The following is a 22,250-nucleotide window of genomic DNA, read 5'->3' as shown; positions in this document are numbered from 1 at the left end:
GATGAATACCATGACCGTGAAAATGATCGTTACGGATATGGATGGAACCTTTTTAAATGACCATCATTCTTATAACCATAACTTATTTGCCTATGCTTTCGCCTTGATGCGAGCACGGGGAATTAAATTTGTCTTAGCCAGTGGTTCAAGTTATCCACGACTGCGGCGCGACTTTTATGAATTCAAGGACCATCTAGGATTTATTTCACAAAATGGGTCTGTCACCCATGTGGGCAACCGTCTAATTGACTACATCCCCCTCACCCCGCATGATTTAAATAGTCTTTTGTTTGTTCTGCATCGTACTTCTTTAACTGACTACATTGATCAACTAGTTGTTTCCGGAGTTCATGGTTCTTACGTTGATGCTTCCATGAGTAATGATGACTTTAACCGAATGAAAATTTACTACGAAAAAATTACCCGGGTTCCATCATTATTAAACGTTTTTCAAACATTCCCAGATGAAATCTTCACTAAAATTACGATTTGCTTTTCCCATTCTTTAAACTTGGACGACATTCACGCCAAATTAGACAATCATCTACCAGCCAACTTACTAATGGAAAATTCCGGTTATAACTGTGAATTAATCGGCAACGCCTTGGCAACTAAACGGAACGCCATCCAACCTTTACAAACCATTTACGGCATCAAAGATCCGAACGAAATTGTGACCTTTGGTGATAACGAAAATGATCTCGGCATGTTATCAATGACCAAAAACAGCTTTGCAATGGCTAACGCTGCTGACCACATTAAATTACAAGCCGCTCACACGACTGCTGTTTCAAATAATGATGATGGTGTTTAGCAACCATCATGAATATTCTTGACATGAAGCTACCGCGCCAAGTTGCCCAATAAAATAAACCGCCTCATCATTTGACAGTCTGAATGATGAGGCGGTTTTGATATTAACCACGTTTAAACGTAAATTTTAATTTTGGCACCGGTTGTAAATGACGATCGTAATACTGAACATGAAAGTCTTCATCTGTGGCTTCAACAATGGCAAAGGTTCCACCGATTCCAACATATTCACCACGTGGAAAACTAATGCTTCCCGGATTTATAAATAGTCGCTGATCACGCTCAGTTACAGCTAATTGATGCGTATGCCCATATGCAACAATGTCGGCATTAGTTTCCTGAGCGAGCAGTAGCAATGGTGTTAGGGTCGTATTAACTTGATAGAGATGACCATGCGTGACTGTCACAACTTGATCATCGATTTGCCGAGTAATTATTGACGGATAATCAAATCCCCAATCAGTATTACCAATCACCGTTGCATAATTTTTCATGACGGGCGTTGATGGTGCTAAATTCGAATCACCACAGTGGAAAATACCGTCAACCTGGCCAGCAAACTGAGTTACAATCTCCTGAAGAATTTCTTCATCACCATGATTATCACTTACAAATAAAACCTTCATTACTGTAGCCACCAATCATTAAAATTCTTCATAAATGTAGCTAATGCCCGTCCCCGATGACTAACCGCATTCTTCTGTTCGTCAGTCAACGTGGCCATTGCACAACCCAGTTCGTCAACATAAAACAGTGGATCATATCCAAAACCATTCTCACCCTGCGGATTACGTAAAATATGACCATCCACTCGCCCGTGGGCAACCAGTTTAGCTCTATTCGGTTTTAGCCCCACAATCGTGGTATGAAAATGCGCCGTTCGATACAAATCATCCACACCGGCTAACTCACGCAATAATTTTTGATTATTAGCCTGATCATTATGATCACCGGCATATCGTGCCGAATGAACTCCCGGTGCACCCTGTAAATAATCAACCATTAATCCAGAATCATCAGCTAATACTGGTAATCCCAAATTTTTAACCGCCGTTTGGGCCTTGATGAAAGCATTCTGCTCGAAAGTCTGCCCATTTTCATTAATTGGAAATTCTGGAAAATCAGCTAGCGTTTTGATTTGAATACCAACTGGTTCTAACATTTCAGCATACTCACGCGCTTTGCCCAAATTTTTCGTTGCAATTACAATTGTCTTCATCATTAATCTCCCGGAATATCAACATGCTCACATGTAAAATGATCTCCAGGGAGCCACTTTTCAGCACCGGTTTGTAATTCCTGGAAATCCCCCGTACTATATAGCTTCATCGTTCCTGGTTGATCACTGCTAGTTAATTGATCAGCATCCGTTAACATTTGCTTAGCAGTTTTAACCGTTTCTAATGCGGGATCAACTAATTTCACATCCGGCAGTAGATTGCTAATTTCCTTTGCCAGGAATGGGAAGTGCGTGCACCCCAGCACCAGAACGTCCACCGGTTGTTTCTTAAAGATCGCCAGCTGCTCATTGACAACTTCTTGTGCTTTAGGAGTACCAACTTCATTGTGTTCAACCACACTTACCATCGGTTGAGCGGCTTTTGGAATGACCGTGACATCTGGATTTAATTCATGAATTGTCTTCGGGTAGGCACCGGCCTTAATCGTTCCTTCAGTCGCAGTTACCCCAATCCGAGCATGTTTAGGCTGCGCTAAGGCAGCTTCTGCCCCTGGCTTAATCACACCAATTACAGGAATTGGTAATTCTTTTTGTAAAGTTGGTAATGACGCCGCAGTCGCTGTATTACATGCAATGATCATCATCTTAATATCATGGGTCATTAAATACCTACCAATATTTAATGCCAGTTGACATACATTTTCTTGTGTCCGTACCCCATAAGGGAAATGACCTTGATCACCAACAAAAACGATTGATTCGTTTGGTAATTGTTCCCGAACAATACGGATGACCGATAAACCACCGAGTCCAGAATCCATAACACCAATTGGTCGATTATCCATTGTAGTGCCTCCTTAAATTATACAAATTAGATTAAATGACATATTCAATTTCATTATATCGTTATTTAAAAAGAATTACTAATTCTGTGCACTTTTGTTTATGAATTAGTTATAATGATAAATGATTTGAAATGGAAGGATTACGTTTAGAATGACTCAAAAACGTTATGATCAATTAATAGGTAGTCGGCGTGGGTTTGTAACTGCCACCATGTGTGATGTGATTTTACCTGCCCTATTAGGCAAGGAAACGGATGGGATTCTTTACTGGATTGGAAAAGATTTGGCCCGTGAATTCCCCGTCGCTTCAATTGACGACCTAGTTTTACTTACTCACCAACTGGGTTTTGGTAGTTTACAGTTAATTAAGGATTCCCCACTCCAGCATACCTTTAAATTAAGTGGTCCTGAAGTAACTGAACGCTTAGCAATTGACAAAGAAAAAACCTCGTTTACTTTAGAAGCCGGCTTTATTGCTCAAGAACTAGAATTCCAACTGGGCACTATTACTGAAGCAGAAATTGAAAGCATTAAGCATAAGGAAGTCCGTATTTTTGCCCAAAATGATCCGCAAAAATTAAGTGATCAAGAGGAAACTGAAATCGCTTCGTTTATTCAGCTCAAGCATCCAAAGGATGGTCAAGACAAATAATAAAAATAACGGCTCAGAGTTCAATATCAAGAACTCTGAGCCGTTATTGTATCCTGGAGCATGATGACTACATGTATTGCTCAAGCACCTTTTGCAGTTGTTCCTTCGAGTGGTAACCAATTACCTTATCCACGACTTCACCATCTTTTTTGATCATCAGCGTCGGAATACTCATGATCTGAAATTTCTTGGCGGTATCTGGGTTTTGATCAACATCTAACTTAAAGAAACTAACTTGATCTGCCATTGTTTCTGATAAATTTTCAACCACTGGTGATTGCATGCGACATGGACCACACCAGGTTGCCCAAAAATCAATCAAGACCAGGCCTTTTGCAGTATCTTGTTCAAAACTTTGATCCGTTGTTACGTTAACTGCCATTTTTAATTCCTCCTTAAATCGAATTGTTATCTCTATTTTACCAGAAGAAATTGTAAAAACAATTAAAAATACTTACTTATTCAAAGTAAACAATTGTAGCACCATCCCCTCCATTTGAAGGTGAGGCATATTCAAAAGACTTTACTCGCGGATTACTCCGTAGATATTCTTGAGTTCCTTTGCGAATTGCTCCCGTTCCCTTACCATGAATAATCGTGACGCTTGGTAAGTTATTCAACAACGCATGATCAATAAAGCTAGACAAATTTGCCATTGCTGGTTCGTATCGTTGGCCACGTAAGTCTAACCGTGCGGATGTCCGCCGAGTTTGAACTGTCCGAACTCGTTTTGGCTTTACAACTTGTTCCTTCTCTGCTTGGGCAAGAGCCTTTGAAGATACCTTTTCCAGATCGTGTTCATCAATTGCCATTTTGAGGATTCCCAGTTGAACCTCCCATTGATGCTTACCACGTTTTGCGATTAAAGTGCCAATTTGCCCATACGATTTTACTTTAACAGCATCACCAATCTTTAAGTTATGTTTCTGCTTAGCTCGTTGTAAAACTTTATTCCGTTTCAAACGCGGATCACGATGCAAAGCATTTAATTGTCCCTGCGCATCAATTAATTCATTTTCCTTAATTTGGGTTCCCCGCTGGACTTCCATTTGACGCAAGTGGTGAATGATCCGATCAGCCTTCCGTTTAGCATCCGCGACCTGGTGGTTTGCATGCATCCGCGCTTTTTCATAAAGATCATCCCGCTGTTCATTGAACCGATTCAATTTTTGTTCTAAATCGGCCGCTTTTTGTTGATTCTCCGCAACCAATTTGGCTAACCGTTTCTGATTTTCACGTGACTGTTTGCGTTGCTCAACTAACTCACCGATCATCGCGTTCAGTTCTTGACTATCATCTTTAACTAGCGACTGCGCATAATTAATCACCGTGGATGCTAATCCCAGTCGTTGCGCAATTGCGATCCCATTCGATTGCCCTGGAACCCCCAGCATTAGCCGATAGGTGGGCTGAAATGTATCCACGTCAAACTCCATGCTAGCATTAATGGTCTGCGGACGTTCAAATCCATACACCTTTAATTCAGGATAGTGGGTCGTAATCACGACTTCACTCCCCACCTGTTGGATTTGGTTAAGGATCGCCATCGCCAATGCGGCCCCTTCTTTCGGGTCAGTACCCGCTCCTAATTCATCCAGTAGAACTAGTGACCGCTCCGTGATCTGTTCTAATATTCTTTTGACATTTTCCATGTGGCCAGAAAAGGTGGAAAGATTTTGCTCCAGCGATTGCTCATCACCAATATCCGCAAACACATTATCAAAGATTGTGATTTGACTACCCTCATTTGCCGGAATGAAAAAGCCAGATTGACCCATTAGCTGAATTAACCCTAATGTTTTTAAGGTAATGGTTTTACCACCAGTGTTCGGTCCCGTAATGACAATCGTTCGGTATTGTTCTCCTAATTGGATATCATTAGCCACGACCCGTTGTGGATCAATTAACGGGTGCCGTGCTTGACGTAGATTAATTAATCCATCGGCATTGATAACGGGCAGTGTTGCGTGCATTTTCGTAGCTAACCGGGCCTTAGCATTTACAAAATCAAGATGACCTAACAGGCGCTCATTATTAGCAATCTCTTTTCGGTAAGGCGCAATTAACGCAGATAACTCAGCCAGTACCCGTCGAACCTCTTGGCGTTCTTCAATTTGTGCTTGTCGCAGTCGATTATTAATTTCAACCACGTTCTGCGGTTCAATATAGAGCGTTTGTCCACTTGCACTTTGGTCATGAACAACTCCGCCAAACCTACTCCGATAATGGGCCTCAACTGGAATCACATAGCGATCATTCCGCATAGTAATAATCGTGTCACTCAAGTATTTAGCTTCTCGTCCCCGGGTATACTTTTCCAATGCTTGCCGAATCTCTGTCTCCGTTGCTGCTATTAATTGACGTAAGCCATGCAGCTTACTCGAAGCTTCATCCTTCACACGACCATCTTCATCAACTGATTTTAGGAGGCGTTTCGTTACATCTGGGATGGTTACTAACTGTTCAACCACTTGATAGAGCTGTCGTAGATCAATCTGGTCATCACGCAAACGGTCAAAGAAATTATTCATCGCTAAAGTCGTCTGTAATACTTTAGCAATTTGTGCCAATTCTGTTCCGTTGAGGCTGGCCTGAACCCGCAGCCGTTTCAATTGGGGACGAATATTCGCTAATGCGGGCACTGGAATTGGTCCCACAATTCGATTAATATCCGCTGCATCTGTAGTTTCCTCAATCATAGTTTGAACCGTCTTCAAATCAGTTTGAGGGACCAGCTGTTCGAGTTCTTCTTGTCCAGCTGCACTCGCCAAAAATGGTACCGCCATGTGTTTTAATCGTCGATATTCTAATATTTCTAAAATTTTGTTATTCATAATTACTCTCCTACATAAACCAGTGTAGTGCACTTTCCGCTAAAATAGGTGTCTTCAAGATAATCCATTGTGCTAGTCCAGAATTTGCTAGTTGATTCTGCCACCAAACAGCTGGCCACATTTGAAAAATGATGAGTACCATAAAAATAATCAGATAACCTAAAAGGACATCCAGTAGGCCGCCAGCCCAACCATTAAGGGTTCCTAAAACTGGCACCTTTTTTAGAAAATTAACACGCTTTAATAACCACCGGCTAAAAAAAGTAATGCCGTAAAAAATAATAATAAATGCAATTCCATTATAGAAAAACTGATTGCTGCTAGCCGTTAGGGCACCAGAAATCGAGCCACCGGTCGCAGGCACATCCTGATTACCAATTGATGGTAAAATACTACTGAGGATCATTCCTAACGACTTCGCCCCCAAACGGGCTACTACCCACCCAATCAAATAGGTGATCGTTGAAATAACTAGGGCAATTAAACCGCGTTTACGACCATTTATCCAACAGCCAAGTAATATTAATAAGATGATCAGATTAATAATCATACTTCCACATCCATTTCAAATTAAAGGAGTTATTGATAATGACCGAAGTTTTAAAAGTTACCCCCACCCAATTAAACCAGATCGCTAATCATTATACTACTCATGCAGCTCATCAAAAATTACCAAAGGGGACTAAATTTCTAGCTAAACTCCCCGGTGTCACCATCACTGGATATCAGTCTGGCAAAGTCATGTTTCAAGGGAAATTAGCTTCTCAGGAAGCTTCACAATGGCAAGCAGCTGCTATATCAACTAACGAAGTCTACCCACGAATGAAATCCGCCAGCGATTTACCAGCTAACTTCAGTCAATTAGCGGTCCTGGGCTCTGACGAGGTGGGCACCGGGAGCTACTTTGGCCCCTTAACCACCGCTGCCGTCTTCGTTGATCAAGATCACTTAGCTCCTTTGCGTAAGTTGGGAGTAGAAGATTCCAAAAAACTTTCCGACCCAACCATTATTAAAATTGCCAAACAAATTATGGCGGAATGTCCTTACCATGTCGTGAATGTGAAACCGCATGACTATAACCGACTGATCCATAAATATAATCAGGCCCAACTAAAGGCCATTTGCCATAACTTTGTTCTTGGAAAAGTCCTTACCCAAATTGCGCCAGTCCAACCAGCAGCAATTCTAATCGACCAGTTTGTGCAACCGTCCACCTATTTCCGCTATATTCGTGATCAATCGCCAATCATTGAGAAACACGTTTTCTTTAAAGAAAAGGGAGAAAGCTACCATTTAGCCGTAGCGGCGGCTTCGATTGTGGCACGTTATATTTCCCTCCAAACGATGGACGACTTATCAGCCCGCGCCGGAATGACGTTACCAATTGGTGCCGGTCTCAAAGTCGACCAAGTTGCAGCTCAACTACTGAAACAAGGACAGGATCTAAATAATTTTGCTAAGCTTCACTTTGCCAACACTAAAAAGGCAATTAAATTGGCTCATCAATAAATATTGAACCAAAAAAGAGCAGATACAAACGAACTCCAAAGTCAGATTTTACCGGCTCTGGAGTTCACTTTATTCTGGAATCATTTATCAGTAACTGACTAAATTTGATTCATTTCATTATTAAACATTGAAGTTACCATCATCATCAATAAACGTGTTGATGACTTCTTGAACCATTTCCCATTCCTGATCACTTTCAATGGGTAATAATTGAACTTCATCATCTTCATCCTCTGTCGGACGCATTTCAAACGCTTGAACATTTACTTCTTCAGCATTTTCTTGATCGACTGGGTAAAGACAAATGTACCATTTATCAGAATGATCGGCTTGGAAACGTAGCGCTTCCTTATATAACTCCTCATTCCCCTTTTCATCGATCAGGGTAAAGGTTTCACCATGATCTTCTGGTTGAATTCTTGCCATTTTGTTACCTCACAATTCTTGAACTAATTTGCCGTGTCGGTCCAAATAATTTTGCAGGATTAAACTCGCCGCTAATTCATCAATTACCTTTTTTTGCTTCCGTCGTGATACATCGGCCTCTTCCACTAACATCCGGTGTGCTTGAACAGTAGTTAGCCGTTCATCTTGAAAATCAATTGGTAATTCCGGAAACCGCTTCCGCAATAATTCGCCATAATGACGTGATGCTTCAACACGTGGTCCTTCAGTATTATTCATATTTTTAGGTAATCCCAATACAAAGCCTGCTACTTGACGAGCCTGGACTAGTTCAGCAATCCGGTCAATTCCAAAAATTTCATTTTCTTCATCAATCGGAATAATCTCCACTGCTTGAGCAGTCCATCCTAAGGGGTCGCTTTCAGCCACCCCAACTGTTTTGGAACCGACATCTAACCCTAATAGTCGCATTACTTTTGTGCCTCATTACTAGTTAGATATGAACGCACGAGTTCTTCAATAATCTCATCACGTTCGTGCTCACGAATTAGGTTCCGGGCATTATTTAGCCGTGGGATGTAAGCAGGATCTCCCGATAAAAGGTACCCAACAATTTGATTGATGGGATTGTAGCCCTTTTCTTCAAGTGCATTGTAAACTGTCTTTAATGTTTCCTTAACGTTCTTTTCGTGTTGTTCATCAAAGTTAAAGAACATCGTTTCATCATTTGCCATTCGGGTAACCTCCCCTTTTTATTCTAATGTTCAAATTATACCATATCTAAATTATAAAAGGGACGTGGTCATTAATTCATCCCCGTCCCTAATTCAATTATTGATTTAAATAGTCGTTAGCTTGTTGCAAAGCCTGTTTGATACCAGCAGGATTTTTTCCACCTGCTTGTGCTAAGGTTGGCCGGCCACCGCCACCACCGTTGATGGCAGGGGCAATCGCCTTAATCAAATCACCGGCCTTAACTTTTTTAGCCTTCGTATCGCTAACTGCAACCAATAAGTTGGCCTTATCTCCATTAGCTGTTGCTAACACTAAGAAATCAGATTGACCCTTAGCTCGCCATTGGTCGGCTAATTGTCGTAATTGTCCCATCCCAGCAACATTCAATTCTGCTGCGATCAGTCGACCCTGCTTGGTGTCCTGAACATCATCAAACACTTGTGATGCCTGTTGAGCAGCAATCTTTGCTTGGAGACTGGCGTTATCCTTTTCTAAATCCTTTAACTGCGTCTGCAGCTCTTGAACCCGATGTGGAACTTCCTTTTCTTGGCTAACCTTTAACTCATTAGCGGCTGCATCCAAAAGATCGGTCCGTTCTTGCATAAATTTAAAGGCATCACTACCAGTAACGGCTTCAATCCGTCGAATTCCAGCACCAACCCCAGCTTCGGAAACAATCTTGAACAGTCCTAATTCATTCGTATTTTGAACATGATCTCCACCACAAAATTCGGTGTTGTAGTCGCCAATCTTGACTACCCGGACCTTATCACCATACTTATCAGAGAAGAGGGCGATAGCACCCATTTCCTTAGCTGAGTCAATATCGGTTTCCACTGTGGTAACCGGAATTTCCTTCCAGATTTGATCATTTACCATTTTCTCAACTGCTTTTAAGTCTTCAGCAGTGACCTGCCCAAAGTGATTAAAATCAAACCGTAAGTAATGCTCTTCAACAAGTGAACCTGCTTGTTGCGTATGACCGCCCAGAACGTTCCGCAATGCCTGATCTAAGAGGTGGGTTGCCGTATGGTTCTTTTCAATCTTAAGGTGACGAATCCGATCAACAACTAAACGGTACTTAGCACCCAGTTTAATTGGTGCGGTCAGCTTAACCCGGTGAAGATTCTGCTGGTGAGGAGCATGTCGAACATCCACAACTCGGCCCACTTGATGACCATAATTATCAATAATGTCACCAGTATCGGCTACTTGACCACCCATTTCAGCATAAAACGGCGTTACATCAAAAATCACTTCAATATCATCCGCTTGGGGGTCCGCTTCTTGGACGTGCTGGCCATCCGCAGTTAAACCAATTACCTTCGCATCATCAACACTCAATTGGTGATAACCAACGTATTTGCTTGGTTCTGTAAAGTCAGTCCAAACGTCAGTCTGCACACCCATTCCATTATCAATATCACGCGCGTTTCTAGCCCGATTTTGTTGTTCAGTCATGGCAGCTTCAAAGCCTGCTTGATCAACGGTTAACCCTTCATCACTTGCGTATTCCTTGGTTAATTCAATTGGGAAACCATAGGTATCATATAGTTTAAAGGCTGTCTTCCCGTCAATTTCATTCGTACCATTTTGCTTAGCATCGTCAATGACGTTGTTTAGCAGATTTAACCCGCCGTTTAACGTTGTACTAAACCGTTCTTCCTCTGATTTAATTACGGAGGCGATGTAGTCAGCATTCTCTAACACATCTGGATAGTAATCCTTCATAATCTCGCCCACAGTTGGTACCATCTTGGCCAAGAATGGTTCGTCAATTCCGAGCTTTTTACCAGCAACTACTGCTCGCCGCAGTAGACGACGAATAACGTATCCACGACCCATATTGGATGGTAAAGCACCATCACCGATTGCAAAAGTAATTGTCCGGATATGATCAGCGATAATCTTAAATTGGACATCATCAGCATCATTTTGTCCATACTGCTTATTTTGGCTAAACGTCTCCGTCTGCTTAATTAATGGCATAAAGAGGTCCGTTTCAAAATTAGTTGGGGCATTTTCAAAAATTGAAACTACCCGTTCCAAGCCCATCCCCGTATCAATATTCTTATGTGGCAGTGGTTCATAAGTATCTTCAGGAGTATGGTTAAATTGACTGAAAACAATGTTCCAAATCTCTAAGTAACGTTCGTTTTCGCCACCGGGATAGTTTTCTGGATCATCTTTAGCAACATTATTCATTTCCTGACCACGGTCATAGAAGATTTCAGTATCTGGGCCAGAAGGACCTTGACCAATATCCCAGAAATTATCCTTATTCTGAATCAGATGATCTTCTGGCACTCCAGCTGCCCGCCAGTAATTGTAAGCATCATGATCCTTCGGATAGTAAGTAACGTATAGCTTTTCTGGATCAAAGCCAAACCATTCATCACTGGTTAATAGTTCCCAGGCCCATGGAATAACTTCCTTCTTGAAGTAATCACCTACGGAAAAGTTACCAAGCATTTCAAACATTGTGTGGTGGCGAGCCGTTTTACCAACGTTTTCAATATCGTTAGTCCGGATACTCTTTTGTGAACTGGTCATTCGTGGGTTATCCGGTACCACTTTACCATCAAAGTACTTTTTCATTGTGGCCACACCAGAGTTAATCCACAATAGAGTCGGGTCATCAACCGGCACTAATGAGCGACTTGGCATTTCCTTATGGCCATGTTGGATAAAGAAATCCAGATACATCCGCCGCACTTGCGCACTATTTAATTTCTTTAGTTTTTTCATTCGTTTCTCTTCCTCCAAAAGAAAAACCATCCCTGCATACAGAGACGCCGAAAGCGCGGTACCACTCTGTTTGCAACGATGGATCGTTAACCTCTTTTGATTCCCAAGCGGGATTTATTCACTTATCTTACTGGGGAGCAATAAAAAATCTTCAGAATCCCTTTCACCAACCAGGATCTCTCTAAACATTCCGATCATCTACCATGTCCCAGACGGATTTTATTATAACTTTACCAATGCATAAAATCAACGGCCTAATGACTGCTTTTTCCTTTCGGCTCGATGCTGACGTTGACGCGCCCGCTTGGCCTTCCGAATTTTATGCCGTTGCTCTTGCTTTGCCTGTTGTCGCGCCTCTTCTTTAATTTTATTCCGAATCCGCTTTTTATAACCAGGCTTAACCTTCTTCTTGGTTTTTTTGACAAACCCCTTCATAGTTGGATCAAGGGCCTTCTTACGACGCTTATAACCACGCCGCCGATTTCGATCATAAGTGGTCTTGACTCGGCCATTGCTGATTACCTTCGGAATGAACTTAATTCCCCGTTCTTCCAATTTGGCGATTAAATCATCTTCAGAGGGTGCATACAGTGTAATTGCCGTTCCCTGAAGGTTGCCCCGTCCGGTTCGGCCGACCCGGTGAATAAAATACTCCAAATCAGTTGGAATATCATCATTAATCACCAGTGAAACCCCTTCAATATCAATTCCGCGGGCCGCTAAGTCAGTAGCAACCACATATTGAAAATCTAAGTTACGCACTTGGCGCATCATTTTTTTACGTTCCCGTGGTTCAAGTCCCCCGTGAATAAGTGCCACTTTCAGGCCCTGTTCCGTTAAGTAATGGTAAATCTCCGTTGCCCGTTCCCGGGTATTAGCGAATACTAATGCCAAGAAAGGTTCACCCATCGTCAGCAATTCATAAATCAGTGAATTCTTATCACGACCCTTGGTAGACATTAACCAGTTTTCTACATTCGGGTTAATCACCGTTTCAGTAGGAATCTCTTCAACTACTGGGTTCTCCAAATACTTCTTTAAAAACGGGCGTAAGCCAACTGGAATGGTCGCGGAAAAGACCATCATTTGTAGTTTTTCTGGAAAGTGCCCAGCAATCTGGTCAACCTGTTCCAAGAAGCCCATATCCAGAGTCATATCAGCTTCATCAATCACAAATTGAGTTGCTAGATGAATGTCTAGCGCTCCTGAATTAATCAAGTCTAAAATTCTTCCTGGCGTCCCAATGACTAATTGAGGTTGTTTCCGCTTTAATTGTTCAATTTGATGTTCTTTATCCGTTCCACCAACATAGTTATGAATCGTAAATGGTTCTGGAGCAAACTTGTTTAATTGTTTGGCAGCATTATAAGTCTGAGTGGCCAATTCACGACTCGGCGCTGTCACAACTGCTTGTACCCTTTGTTCATCTACGTCCATCATTGAAAAAATGGGTAATAAAAACGCATGTGTTTTCCCTGAACCAGTTTGCGATTGGCCAACGACATTTTCACCTTTTAAAACTTCCGGAATCACCCGTTCTTGAACCGGAGTTGGCTGAACAAAATTAATGGACTTTGACTTTAATGCAGTCAGCAGCCAAGGTTTTAATTTAAAATCAGCAAACGTTGTTGTCATAATATCCTCACTATCTATCTTGACTAGTTAATTTCTCTAATTCTTCCACAATCTGGTTAATTTCCGCTAAGTCGGCTGCTTTGGCCCCACTAGCTAATTCATGGCCACCGCCTCGGTGCTTCTTTGCCAGTTCATTAATTGCTGGACCCTTAGAGCGGAGCCGGACACGGAAGTGACCATCCTCTTGTTCAACAAAAATCGCCCACGCCTTAACCTCATTAATGCGTCCTGGCAGGGGAACTACCGCTGACGTTCCCGCTTCAGTTAATCCAAAGCGTTTCAAAACTTCTGAACTTAAAACCACATAACCAGCCCCGCTTTCGGAAATGGTTAAATTATCGTAAACGTATGCGGACAGTCGTGCTAGCGGAACTGTAATTTGATTTTCTCGTTGACTAATTGCAGCTGCATCTGATCCATGGGCAATTAACGCCCCCGCAACTAACATCGTGCGAGCTGTCGTTGCAGGGTATAGGAAACGGCCAGTATCACCAACAATTCCTGCATATAAGGCATTTGCCGCTTTCTTCGGTAACTTCAAATCATCAGCAAAGTGTTGGTAAAAATCATAAATCATTTCTGAACAACTTGATGCTTCTGGACGGACCCACATTAAGTCGCCAAAAGGTTCATCATTCGGATGGTGATCAATTTTGATTAACTTATCCCCATTATCAAATCGCCGATCATCAATCCGGGGCGCATTAGCCGTATCAACAACAATGACTAATGCATCATTAAATTCAGCTGATTTAAGATCATTCATCTGACCAATCCAACTCAAACTTGGAAAATCCTTGCCGACAACATAAACATCCTTATAAGGAAAGGAAGCTTTGATAATCTCCGCTAAACCAACCTGAGAGCCAAACGCATCTGGATCTGGGCGTTGGTGTCGATGAATAATAATCTTTGGGTATTTTTTAATTTCTTGATAGATTTGGTTCAAAATTTCCATAATGTTCTCCTTATCAATTAATCATGATCCTAAATAAAAAAGCTGGGATTGCTCCCAACTTTTCTCACTATTTAGCTGAATCTTGATGATCATCAACTTCAGCAGAATCCTTGGCATCATCAGCCGCGGCTTCTTTAGGAGCAGCTTCTTCTGCAGGAGCATCTTGAACTGCTTTATCTGCTGGCTTTTCTTCAACATTCTTTGCTGATTGGTTAGCAGCAACGACCCGTTGAACAGCAACTAGGTCAAATGTTAAGTAAATTCCTTCACAGTCAAGCGTAACTGTTTGTTCTTTTTCGTTGACTTCACTTACTACACCGTGCAGACGGCTAATCGTTACCACGTGATCGCCCGGTTGCAACTTGCTCATCATTGCCTGATGTTCTTTACGTTGCTTTTGTTGAGGACGAATCATGAAGAAATACATGAAGACCACCATCAAAACAATCAAAATGATGCTTGACATACCTTGACTACCCAATATTCTTCATCCCTTCTAAAAATAATTCACCTTTAAGAATACCAAAAAACAAGGGTAATTACCACTATCTTATTTCAACCCTCAGTATAATATTTAGCGATCCGCCACAAGTCATTAATCTTTTCTGAATTTTCTGTTTGAATCGCATCCCGGAATTGTTCAACAAAACTATTGATCCACCACCAATTGTTCAATCCTAAATAATGGTCAGCCAAGGGATCGCGCTGATGGTTAAGATAGTGTAAGTAAGCACACGTAACCTGTGTTGCGGCATGCACAGTTATTAATCGTGAATCATCCTGATATTTTTCATGACCAATCCGACAAGCGCCTGTTGCTGTGTATAGCTCACCACGGTGAGCAGCCTCCATTGGTAACGCAGTGATTACAATATCGACGCCCAAACGTAGTGCAGCAAATATTTGCCAACTATCTGATGCAATGATCAGTCGGGGACGATCATTTGGCAATAGGTCACAAGTCTCTTTAACAATCCGATACCACTCTTCAGGTTCATCTGGCAGATCAGCAATTAAGTAACCACATTTGTCCCCTAGCTCGGTAATGCAGTGGCTACGAAGCGCTCGCAAGCCAGCACCGACAACCACTCCCCACTTACTATTGATTTGTTTCTGCCATGTGAGATTCAATTCGACTGCAGTTTTCAAATCGTCAACTGGCGCATAGTAGTCAGGAACCTGATAAACAGGAAATTGAATATCAGCTTTGCCCAATACCTGGAATTGATTTGCTTGGTAACTCGTTAACCGTTTATGAGCTTTGGTAAATGGTTCTTCATAACGAATCCCCAGCTCACCAGCATTCTTCTTAACCTTCTGCATTGGTCCAAACTCCGCCACCAATGACATTAAAGGTCGTGACCAGTTCATGAACTTTTGCAATGAACCAAGTTTTTGCATTGCTTTTTCACCAGGTTGAACAAAAAACGGTAACGCCGGTACCACTAAGCCTTGGCATTCTAGCGATGCTAATTCAGTCATCGTTAATGGACTGACCGCTCCTCGCTTTGCAAAAGGAATCACTGCTGGTGTTTGAATTGAACCATGGTCAGTAATTAGTTCGCCCCTCCGTAGTTGTCCCTTTCCAGAACGTGAAGCTAAAATTTTAAACTGATTTTCCATTACCATTTCCCCATTTAATTCGGCTCATAATTTAACCCTAAGTGTTCATATGCGGCTGGTGTTACTACTCGACCACGGGAAGTTCGTGACAGAAAGCCGATTTGTAATAAGTATGGCTCGTACATTTCCTCAATCGTATCGACTTCTTCACCAATATTAGCAGCAATTGTTTTCACCCCGACTGGGCCACCATGATACAGGTTAATCATTGTTAAAAGCATCTTCCGGTCGACTTCATCCAGACCCTTGCCATCAACTTGAAGTAAGCGGAGCGCCTTAACCACAATCTCATGATCAACGGCTGGCTTCTTAGCAACCTGAGCAAAATCGCGCACCCGCTTTAATAGCCGGTTGGCAATTCGTGGTGTTCCTCGCGACCGCAACGCTAATTCATGTGCTCCTGTCTGCTCAATTGAAATTTTAAAAATATCAGCACTCCGTAAAATAATTTGCTGAAGTTCTGCTGAATCGTAGTACGCCATATGTTCGACAATTCCAAAACGATCTCTCAAGGGAGCCGATAGTGCACCAGCCCGGGTGGTTGCCCCAATCAATGTAAAGGGTGGTAATGGAAAGTGAACTGGATGTGCAGTCGGCCCTTCACCGACCACTATGTCAATATAGAAATCTTCCATGGCTGAGTACAGCATTTCTTCAACCACCTTTGGCAACCGGTGAATTTCATCAATAAAGAGCACATCCCCGGCTTGCAATTCATTTAACAACGCTACTAAATCCCCTGGTTTTTCAATTGCAGGACCACTGGTCGTTTTGATTTGCACACCCATTTCATGCGCCACCACCATTGCTAATGTTGTTTTACCAAGACCTGGTGGTCCATACAGCAAAACATGATCCAATGCTTCAGAACGGGATTTAGCAGCTGTGATGTAGACTCTCAATTCTTTTTTGATTTTACGCTGGCCAATGTAATCATCCAAGGTCTGCGGACGCAAACTCTTTTCGATTATGCTTTCATTTTCATTAGCCGCTTGATTTGACATAATATTTTCTGCATCACTCACCATCACATCCTCCTTTCACTAACTCAATAAGGTCAAACCCTTCCGTAGATATTGGTCTGTTGTGAGACCTCCTTCTTGCTTAAGTGAACTAGCCACTTTTTTAACATCCTTTGCTGAATACCCCAACGCCTTTAATGCAGCTAAAGCATCCGCTAATTCAGGGTTATCTTGATCATTCGTCGGTCGTTGTTCAACTTGTGGCCGTAGATCAAACGTTGGCAATAATGAGTCAACCTTATCCTGTAATTCAATAATAATTCGTGAAGCCGTTTTTTTACCAATTCCCGGAAATTTGGTAATGTATGAAACATTATTATTAGCAATCGCTTCGACTAATCCTTCATGATCAGGGTTAGCAAGAATTGCTAACGCACTCTTTGGACCAATGCCAGATACAGCTAATAATTTTGTAAAAAGGCGCTTTTCTTCGGCATTGTGAAAGCCGAATAGACTAATTGCATCATCGCGAACTGCTTGATAGACGTAAATCTTAGTCGCATCTTCATTTAATGGATAGCTATAAGGGTTAGCAACTTGAACCCGAAAGCCAACCCCATTCACTTCAATTACTAAATAATCAGGATGGGCTTCCGTAATGGTTCCCAGTAGATATTCGTACATTCTCTTCCTCGTTTCTAATACTCATGATCATCAAAATCGTTAGCAAACGGTTGATGACTTTCCTGAATCCGTTTAAATAACTTCTCTAAGTCAGTATCAGTAAAGTGAATCAATACTGGACGGCCATGAGGACAATTAAATGGATTTTCACAATGCGGTAAAGTTTTTAATAGGGCCTTAGCTTGTAAAGCATCCAGACGATGATTGGCTTTGATGGCCCGCTTACAGCTCATCATAATCGCCGTTTTGGCACGAAATTCTGCTACCGTAAGATGACCATTTTGAATTACCCAATCAATCATTTCACGAGCAGTATCTTCTTCCTGACCATCAATAAACCAAGTCGGATGGCTAGATAATAAAAAGCTGTTTTGACCAAATTGTTCCAAGTGAAGACCAACCTGTTGCAAGGTGGTTAATTGTTCATTGATTTTTAAAGCATCTGCGACGGAATAATTTAATACCAACGGCTGTAAAAAATTTTGTTGATCGGCTGAAACCTGCCCAATTGCTTTCCTAAACCGTTCATAGTTAACCCGTTCTTGGGCAGCATGTTGGTCAATAATATATAACCCATCAGAAGCCTGCGCCAATAAAAAGGTCCCTTGTAATTGGCCAATGTATTGTAATTCAGGGAAGCGCTGTTGATCATGATCTTCTTGATCATTAATCGCCAGGCTTACTTCTTCAGTCTGCCGGTTAGTCTCTTTTCTATTATTCACGTTGATTTGCTCATCACTAAACGGGGTTGCAACTTCATTTTGATATTTACGATCAAATTCTTTTAACCGCGGTTGTTGAAGTTCAGCCCGACTATGGATAACAATCGGTTTTTCAACAATACTATCCCTACTATCAGCTTTCGCCGGATTACTATGATCCGCCGGAACATGGGCAACGTTTTCCGTGCTCGTTAAATTAGCAGTTTGACTATACTTATCAGTTTTTTCCTCAACCACCGACAAATTCGGCGTGGTTAGTAATTGATTGGCCCGTTCGCCAACATCTGGAATTAAATTCTGCTGAGCAATTTTCTGCTGAATAGTCGTACTGATTAAGGTTGCCAGTTGTTGCTCCTTACTTAGACGAACCTCTCGTTTAACAGGATGCACATTAACGTCCACCAACAGTGGATCCAAATCAATATTAATGACCACTACTGGATAGCGACCAACCATTAATTTAGAGCCGTAACCCTCAATAATCGCTTTTGTTAATTGGTAATTACGCACGTAACGATGATTGATAGTAATCGTCATGTACTGCCTGCTTGCACGGGTTAGTTCTGGTAAAGAAACAAAGCCATCAACCGTAAAATCTGGATCAGCGCCGTGAATTGCTAACATTTTACGCCCCACTTTGACCCCATAAATTGCTGCAATCACTTGTTGAACATTGCCATTTCCGGCCGACCGAAACATTTCCCGACCGTCATGAGTAAATGAAATCGCCACATCAGGATTGGCAAGCGCTAACCGGTTAATAATATCAACCATTCGACTAAGTTCCGTCTGCGGTGATTTGAGGTATTTTAGGCGGGCCGGAGTGTTAAAAAACAGCTCACTAACTTTGACATCCGTACCGCGCCGTGCTGGTGCAGCCTGAAAATCTTTTAGTTCGCCACCATGAAAGTGGATCATTGTTCCTGATGCACCACCAGTCGCCGTTGTCATTACTACATCTGCAACTGAAGCAATACTTGGTAGCGCTTCGCCACGAAAACCCATCGTCTGCACGCGAAACAGGTCTTGCCGGGTACTGATCTTACTGGTGGCATGGCGCTTAAAAGCTTCTTTAACGTCTTCCGTGGCAATTCCATCACCATCATCAATCACCCTTAATTCACCCAGTCCCGCTTTGGTCACCACAATATCAATTCTTTTACTGTGAGCGTCAAGGGAGTTTTCGACTAACTCTTTGATAATTGAGGCTGGACGTTCGATCACTTCACCAGCCGCAATTTGATTCGCAAGTACATTATTTAATTCATGAATTTTACCCAATTCACATCATCCCTACTTTAACTTTTGCTGCCACTGGTAAACTTGATTCATTACTTCCATCGGCGTCATGCTCATCAAATCTAAGTCTTGTAATTGCTTAAGTACCTTATCATTTCGCCGACGACTTGACTGCTTAGGTGCTGGTGAAAAGAGTGCCAGCTGACCATCTTGCTCCTCTGGATACTGCTGCTGCGCATTGCTTTCATTAACCGTATTAACTTCTTTAGGTTCAGTATGCGTAGCTCCAGCGACATGATCATCTTCATGCTCACTCTCCAACGACTGTAGGATATGATTAGCCCGCTTCAGTAACGTTGCCGGCATCCCAGCCAGTTTAGCAACATGAATCCCATATGACTTATCTGCCGGACCTGCTGTCACCTTATGGAGGAAGATTAATTCACCGTTTTCTTCAGTGGCACCAACATGAACATTTTGCAATTTATCCAACTGCTGATCCAAGCCAGTTAACTCATGATAGTGAGTTGAAAAGAGGGTCTTGGCGTGCACATTATTATGAACATATTCAATAATCGCCTGTGCTAGTGCCATCCCGTCATAAGTCGCCGTTCCCCGACCAATTTCATCAAACAAAATTAAGCTATTACGGGTAGCATGCAGTAAAGCATTGTTGGCTTCCATCATTTCAACCATGAAGGTACTTTCACCTGATACTAAATCATCGGCAGCACCAATTCGGGTGAAAATCTGATCAAAAATCGGCATATTAGCTTTTTCAGCCGGAATAAAACAACCCATTTGGGCCATCACTGCCGACAAAGCTAATTGGCGCATATAAGTACTCTTTCCCGACATGTTAGGTCCGGTAATCAGTAGAATATCCGTATCTTGCCCCATTTGAACATCATTCGGGACGTATTCTTGATGGCCCATAAATTTTTCAACTACCGGATGGCGACCATTTTTGATCATTAGCTGATGATCATGATTCAACTCTGGCCGCACAAAATGATATTTTTCCGAAACTACAGCAAAACTTTGTAAAACATCTAATTCAGATAACGCTTCCGCGAGCGCTTGAAGTCGTTCAATCGCAGTTTTCACCTGCTCACGCACTTCCACAAACAAATCATACTCCAACGCGGTTGATTTTTCCTGTGCCCCTAGGATTAGTGCTTCCTTTTCCTTTAATTCTGGGGTTGAGAAACGTTCTGCGTTCGTTAGTGTCTGTTTTCGTTCGTAGCGATCTTTAGGGAGTTTATCCAAATTCACCTTGGTAACTTCAATGTAATAGCCAAACACATGGTTATAACCAATCTTTAAGTTATTAATTCCGGTCGTTTGACGTTCTTTTTGTTGCAAATCGGCAATCCATTGTTTTCCATTATTCATGGCGTCACGGTAATTATCTAGTTGATCATTATAGTGGTCTTTAATAACTCCACCATCCGTTACCGAAATCGGTGGATCATCATTAATGGCCTGGTCAATTAAATCAGCAATGTCTTCCAGTGGATCCAACCGATTAACAAGCTCGTCAAACACTGGTGAATCCATCGTTTCCAACACATATTTAATTTTTGGTACCTGTTGCAGTGAAGTTTTTAATTGGATCAAATCCCGACCATTAACACTGCCATACGCCACACGCCCGGCCAATCGTTCTAAGTCATACACCTTAATCAATTCATCTTGAAGGTTCTGGCGTTCAAAGTAATTATCTAAAAGAACTTGCACTTTATCCTGTCGCTCTTCGATCTTTTGCTGGTTGATTAACGGTCGATCTAACCAGCGTTTTAATAGCCGACTTCCCATCGCCGTTTTGGTTTCATCCAGCAACCACACCAGCGTCCCTTGCCGTTTGCCGCTCCGTAAGTTCGTCATTAATTCAAGATTAGTTTTTGAATAATGATCAATTTTCATAAAAGAGCTTGGCTGATATGACTGCGCAATTTGTAAATGCGCCAGCGAACGTTTCTGGGTTGTCAAAAGGTATGACACCAAAATAGCAACCACGTGTTGCTGATTTTGGTTTTCCAGATTCTGGGTCAGATAACTAACTTCTGCTTCCTTTGCCAACTGAGGTTGACTAGAAATTAAAATATTCCGTTTTCCTAATTCATCAGTAATGGATTGCGGCAACTTTTCAAAATGAACAACTTCACGCGTTTGTAGGTTAATTAATTCATTCATCAACTCACTCTGCTGCTGAAAAGTTGTGGCTTTCAGTTCCCCGGTTGATAAGTCCGCATAAGCCAGGCAGTAGTCACTACCATCCAGATAGACCGCTGTTAAGTAATTGTTACTCTGGGCCTGATCGCCCTTTAGGTCCATTTGCGTTCCCGGAGTCACTAATCTAGTGACTGCCCGTTTAACCATGCCCTTAGCTTTTTTAGGATCCTCCATCTGCTCACAAATGGCTACCTTATACCCCTTGTCAATCAAAATATCGACATAGTTTTCCACAGCACGGTGTGGAACCCCACACATTGGAATAGGATTTTTCGCACTATGGCTCCGACTAGTTAATGTTAACTCCAGTAATTGTGCACCCTTAATTGCATCGTCATTAAATAGTTCATAAAAATCACCCAACCGATAAAACAAGAACGCATCCGGATATTGGTCCTTTACTTTCTGGTATTGTTCCATCATTGGCGTTAGCTTTTTAGCCACCATTTTCACCTCTCGTTACTTGATCTC

21 protein-coding genes are annotated in these 22,250 nt (G+C 42.0%); 3 read left to right on the top strand and 18 right to left on the bottom strand.

The features are described 5' to 3' along the window. The first annotated feature begins 10 nt into the window (after positions 1-10). Positions 11-814: an HAD-IIB family hydrolase gene (locus AC1EKL_RS05070; protein ID WP_480188717.1), complete on the top strand. Its 804-nt coding sequence runs from the start codon at positions 11-13 to the stop codon at positions 812-814. A gap of 103 nt (positions 815-917) precedes the next feature. Here AC1EKL_RS05070 and AC1EKL_RS05065 read toward each other — a convergent pair whose 3' ends face one another. From AC1EKL_RS05065 to murI, 3 genes are read right to left on the bottom strand one after another with little or no spacing between them, the layout of a single operon-like run. Beyond that, on the bottom strand, positions 918-1,439 hold the full coding sequence (locus AC1EKL_RS05065) for a YfcE family phosphodiesterase (protein WP_480188716.1): 522 nt from the start codon (positions 1,437-1,439) through the stop codon (positions 918-920). Next, positions 1,439-2,032, bottom strand: coding sequence for an XTP/dITP diphosphatase (locus AC1EKL_RS05060; protein WP_480188749.1), 594 nt, complete (start codon positions 2,030-2,032; stop codon positions 1,439-1,441). Before AC1EKL_RS05060 ends, AC1EKL_RS05065 begins: the two co-directional genes overlap by 1 nt. Positions 2,033-2,034: 2 nt before the next feature. Continuing rightward, complete coding sequence (murI, locus tag AC1EKL_RS05055; RefSeq protein WP_480188715.1) at positions 2,035-2,838, bottom strand: glutamate racemase; 804 nt, start codon at positions 2,836-2,838, stop codon at positions 2,035-2,037. Positions 2,839-2,989: 151 nt separating this feature from the next. Between murI and AC1EKL_RS05050 the strand changes: the two genes are divergently transcribed. Further along, positions 2,990-3,490, top strand: a complete 501-nt coding sequence (locus AC1EKL_RS05050; RefSeq protein WP_480188714.1) for a DUF2507 domain-containing protein — start codon at positions 2,990-2,992, stop codon at positions 3,488-3,490. Positions 3,491-3,557: 67 nt separating this feature from the next. Here the strand turns inward: AC1EKL_RS05050 and trxA are convergent, their stop codons facing one another. The 3 genes from trxA to AC1EKL_RS05035 all read right to left on the bottom strand — a co-directional run bounded on the left by trxA (position 3,558) and on the right by AC1EKL_RS05035 (position 6,874). Continuing rightward, on the bottom strand, positions 3,558-3,872 hold the full coding sequence (trxA, locus tag AC1EKL_RS05045) for a thioredoxin (RefSeq protein WP_006916832.1): 315 nt from the start codon (positions 3,870-3,872) through the stop codon (positions 3,558-3,560). A 76-nt stretch (positions 3,873-3,948) separates the two neighbouring features. Continuing rightward, positions 3,949-6,324 carry an endonuclease MutS2 gene (locus AC1EKL_RS05040; RefSeq protein ID WP_480190025.1) on the bottom strand — a complete coding sequence of 792 codons (2,376 nt, stop codon included), beginning with the start codon at positions 6,322-6,324 and terminating at the stop codon, positions 3,949-3,951. A gap of 10 nt (positions 6,325-6,334) precedes the next feature. Beyond that, complete coding sequence (locus AC1EKL_RS05035; RefSeq protein WP_480188712.1) at positions 6,335-6,874, bottom strand: CvpA family protein; 540 nt, start codon at positions 6,872-6,874, stop codon at positions 6,335-6,337. 38 nt (positions 6,875-6,912) lie between these two features. On the opposite strand from AC1EKL_RS05035, the gene rnhC reads away from it, so the two are divergent. Further along, positions 6,913-7,833: a ribonuclease HIII gene (rnhC, locus tag AC1EKL_RS05030; protein WP_480190226.1), complete on the top strand. Its 921-nt coding sequence runs from the start codon at positions 6,913-6,915 to the stop codon at positions 7,831-7,833. A gap of 120 nt (positions 7,834-7,953) precedes the next feature. On the opposite strand, the gene AC1EKL_RS05025 is transcribed toward rnhC, so the two are convergent. The 12 genes from AC1EKL_RS05025 to mutS form a co-directional block, all read right to left on the bottom strand. Further along, positions 7,954-8,259 carry a DUF1292 domain-containing protein gene (locus tag AC1EKL_RS05025; RefSeq protein WP_480188710.1) on the bottom strand — a complete coding sequence of 102 codons (306 nt, stop codon included), beginning with the start codon at positions 8,257-8,259 and terminating at the stop codon, positions 7,954-7,956. Positions 8,260-8,268: 9 nt separating this feature from the next. After that, on the bottom strand, positions 8,269-8,709 hold the full coding sequence (ruvX, locus tag AC1EKL_RS05020; RefSeq protein ID WP_480188709.1) for a Holliday junction resolvase RuvX: 441 nt from the start codon (positions 8,707-8,709) through the stop codon (positions 8,269-8,271). Beyond that, the gene (locus tag AC1EKL_RS05015; protein ID WP_006916838.1) at positions 8,709-8,972 is read right to left on the bottom strand and encodes an IreB family regulatory phosphoprotein; all 264 of its coding nucleotides are present in this window, start codon (positions 8,970-8,972) and stop codon (positions 8,709-8,711) included. The genes ruvX and AC1EKL_RS05015 overlap by 1 nt, the downstream gene beginning before the upstream one ends. A 97-nt stretch (positions 8,973-9,069) precedes the next feature. Next, positions 9,070-11,721, bottom strand: coding sequence for an alanine--tRNA ligase (gene alaS, locus AC1EKL_RS05010; protein WP_480188708.1), 2,652 nt, complete (start codon positions 11,719-11,721; stop codon positions 9,070-9,072). A gap of 246 nt (positions 11,722-11,967) precedes the next feature. Beyond that, positions 11,968-13,356 carry a DEAD/DEAH box helicase gene (locus AC1EKL_RS05005; RefSeq protein WP_480188707.1) on the bottom strand — a complete coding sequence of 463 codons (1,389 nt, stop codon included), beginning with the start codon at positions 13,354-13,356 and terminating at the stop codon, positions 11,968-11,970. Between the two features lie 10 nt (positions 13,357-13,366). Continuing rightward, complete coding sequence (locus AC1EKL_RS05000) at positions 13,367-14,314, bottom strand: DHH family phosphoesterase (protein WP_480190225.1); 948 nt, start codon at positions 14,312-14,314, stop codon at positions 13,367-13,369. Positions 14,315-14,381: 67 nt separating this feature from the next. Beyond that, positions 14,382-14,780: a preprotein translocase subunit YajC gene (yajC, locus tag AC1EKL_RS04995; RefSeq protein WP_480188748.1), complete on the bottom strand. Its 399-nt coding sequence runs from the start codon at positions 14,778-14,780 to the stop codon at positions 14,382-14,384. Between the two features lie 89 nt (positions 14,781-14,869). Continuing rightward, a complete protein-coding gene (locus AC1EKL_RS04990) occupies positions 14,870-15,937 on the bottom strand; it encodes a tRNA-guanine transglycosylase (protein ID WP_480188705.1) in 1,068 nt (355 codons plus the stop codon). A gap of 14 nt (positions 15,938-15,951) precedes the next feature. Further along, positions 15,952-16,965 carry a Holliday junction branch migration DNA helicase RuvB gene (ruvB, locus tag AC1EKL_RS04985; protein ID WP_480188704.1) on the bottom strand — a complete coding sequence of 338 codons (1,014 nt, stop codon included), beginning with the start codon at positions 16,963-16,965 and terminating at the stop codon, positions 15,952-15,954. Between the two features lie 15 nt (positions 16,966-16,980). Then, positions 16,981-17,583, bottom strand: a complete 603-nt coding sequence (gene ruvA / locus AC1EKL_RS04980; RefSeq protein ID WP_480188703.1) for a Holliday junction branch migration protein RuvA — start codon at positions 17,581-17,583, stop codon at positions 16,981-16,983. A 14-nt stretch (positions 17,584-17,597) separates the two neighbouring features. Continuing rightward, complete coding sequence (gene mutL / locus AC1EKL_RS04975; protein ID WP_480188702.1) at positions 17,598-19,586, bottom strand: DNA mismatch repair endonuclease MutL; 1,989 nt, start codon at positions 19,584-19,586, stop codon at positions 17,598-17,600. 12 nt (positions 19,587-19,598) lie between these two features. Next, the gene (gene mutS / locus AC1EKL_RS04970; protein ID WP_480188747.1) at positions 19,599-22,223 is read right to left on the bottom strand and encodes a DNA mismatch repair protein MutS; all 2,625 of its coding nucleotides are present in this window, start codon (positions 22,221-22,223) and stop codon (positions 19,599-19,601) included. Positions 22,224-22,250: the final 27 nt, after the last annotated feature.

It is taken from the genome of Limosilactobacillus sp. C0001E2, from assembly GCF_056590915.1.
The sequence above is the reverse complement of the archived record's forward strand: the minus strand, read 5'-3'. Positions and strand labels throughout refer to the sequence as shown.

Coding starts and splice junctions, on each gene's coding strand:
- AC1EKL_RS05070 (WP_480188717.1), top strand. CDS start 11: ATGACCGTGAAAATGATCGTTACGGATATGGATGGAACCTTTTTAAAT.
- AC1EKL_RS05065 (WP_480188716.1), bottom strand. CDS start 1,439: ATGAAGGTTTTATTTGTAAGTGATAATCATGGTGATGAAGAAATTCTT.
- AC1EKL_RS05060 (WP_480188749.1), bottom strand. CDS start 2,032: ATGAAGACAATTGTAATTGCAACGAAAAATTTGGGCAAAGCGCGTGAG.
- murI (WP_480188715.1), bottom strand. CDS start 2,838: ATGGATAATCGACCAATTGGTGTTATGGATTCTGGACTCGGTGGTTTA.
- AC1EKL_RS05050 (WP_480188714.1), top strand. CDS start 2,990: ATGACTCAAAAACGTTATGATCAATTAATAGGTAGTCGGCGTGGGTTT.
- trxA (WP_006916832.1), bottom strand. CDS start 3,872: ATGGCAGTTAACGTAACAACGGATCAAAGTTTTGAACAAGATACTGCA.
- AC1EKL_RS05040 (WP_480190025.1), bottom strand. CDS start 6,324: ATGAATAACAAAATTTTAGAAATATTAGAATATCGACGATTAAAACAC.
- AC1EKL_RS05035 (WP_480188712.1), bottom strand. CDS start 6,874: ATGATTATTAATCTGATCATCTTATTAATATTACTTGGCTGTTGGATA.
- rnhC (WP_480190226.1), top strand. CDS start 6,913: ATGACCGAAGTTTTAAAAGTTACCCCCACCCAATTAAACCAGATCGCT.
- AC1EKL_RS05025 (WP_480188710.1), bottom strand. CDS start 8,259: ATGGCAAGAATTCAACCAGAAGATCATGGTGAAACCTTTACCCTGATC.
- ruvX (WP_480188709.1), bottom strand. CDS start 8,709: ATGCGACTATTAGGGTTAGATGTCGGTTCCAAAACAGTTGGGGTGGCT.
- AC1EKL_RS05015 (WP_006916838.1), bottom strand. CDS start 8,972: ATGGCAAATGATGAAACGATGTTCTTTAACTTTGATGAACAACACGAA.
- alaS (WP_480188708.1), bottom strand. CDS start 11,721: ATGAAAAAACTAAAGAAATTAAATAGTGCGCAAGTGCGGCGGATGTAT.
- AC1EKL_RS05005 (WP_480188707.1), bottom strand. CDS start 13,356: ATGACAACAACGTTTGCTGATTTTAAATTAAAACCTTGGCTGCTGACT.
- AC1EKL_RS05000 (WP_480190225.1), bottom strand. CDS start 14,314: ATGGAAATTTTGAACCAAATCTATCAAGAAATTAAAAAATACCCAAAG.
- yajC (WP_480188748.1), bottom strand. CDS start 14,780: ATGTCAAGCATCATTTTGATTGTTTTGATGGTGGTCTTCATGTATTTC.
- AC1EKL_RS04990 (WP_480188705.1), bottom strand. CDS start 15,937: ATGGAAAATCAGTTTAAAATTTTAGCTTCACGTTCTGGAAAGGGACAA.
- ruvB (WP_480188704.1), bottom strand. CDS start 16,965: ATGGTGAGTGATGCAGAAAATATTATGTCAAATCAAGCGGCTAATGAA.
- ruvA (WP_480188703.1), bottom strand. CDS start 17,583: ATGTACGAATATCTACTGGGAACCATTACGGAAGCCCATCCTGATTAT.